1 protein-coding gene is annotated in these 1,158 nt (G+C 63.3%); it reads right to left on the minus strand.

Going from position 1 to position 1,158, the window contains the following annotated elements:
• Positions 1-1,158: DNA topoisomerase (locus tag P7F28_RS10230; protein ID WP_277184379.1), on the minus strand; the 1,158-nt coding region annotated here is incomplete at both ends.

Genomic DNA, 1,158 nt, shown 5'->3' on the forward strand with positions numbered 1-1,158 from the left:
CTCGAATCGCTCGCCGGCTACATCGAGCGCGACGGTCGTAGCAAGGTACTCGTGCTGCGGATAGAACTGCGCGAGGTAGGCGCGCACGATCAGGTCGTAGATGTTGCGTTCCTTCTCGGACAGGCCGGCCATGCCGCCCTTGTGCATGGTCGGGATGATGCCGTGGTGAGCGGTAATCTTGCTGTCGTCCCACGTCTTTGACTTGATCTTGGGATCGGCACCATCGACCAGCGCCGCGACCTCGGGATAGACGTGCTTGATGGCTTCGAGCACGCGCGGAGCGTCCGCGTGCTGCGATTCGGGCAGGAATGCGCAGTCGGTTCGGGGGTAGCTCGTGAGCTTGTTCTCGTAGAGCGACTGGCACACTTCAAGCACGTCTGCCGCGCTATAGCCAAATTTGTTGGACGCCAAGAGGGTCATGTCCGACAGCGAATAGGCGCGCGGTTGCGCCTTCTTCTTCGGCTCCTGCTTGTACTCGATGACCTTGCCCGGCTGGCCGGTGACGGACTCGACCAGCTTGTTCGCGATGGCCGTGTCGGTCAGTCGGCCCTCGGGGTCGAGGCCGGCCTGGTCCTCCTTCGCCTGCCAAGCGGCGAGGAATACGCCGCCGTCGTGTTTGAAGGCAGCGCGGATCGTGTGGTACGGGATCGGCTTGAAGGCTTCGATTTCGCGATCACGCCCGACCACGAGCGCGAGCGTCGGGGTCTGCACGCGCCCGATGGTCAGCAGCGCACGCGAGCCGCCGCGCTGCGCGCGCAGCGTGTAGGCCCGGCTGAAATTCATACCGATCAGCCAGTCGGCACGGCCGCGTGCCTGCGCTGCGCCGGCGAAGCCGTGATACTCGGTGTTGTCTTTGAGTGCAGCAAGGCCGCGCTGCACCGATACGGAATCCTGCGCTGACACCCAAAAGCGCCGCACCGGCTTGTGGCAGTCGAAGTATTCGAGCACTTCGTCAACGAGTAGCTGGCCCTCGCGGTCGGGGTCGCCGGCGTTGACGATTTCGGTTGCCTTTTTCAGCAGCCGCTCGATCACGGTGAGCTGCGCTTTCGCGTCGTCGCGAGGTTGCATGATCCACGTTTCGGGAATGATCGGCAGTTCCTCGACGCGCCAGATTTTCTTGCCGGTAGTCGGATTGCGCGGCACATCATCGGGGTGTAT

It is taken from the genome of Caballeronia sp. BR00000012568055 (genome assembly GCF_029439455.1).
Taxonomy (GTDB): domain Bacteria; phylum Pseudomonadota; class Gammaproteobacteria; order Burkholderiales; family Burkholderiaceae; genus Caballeronia.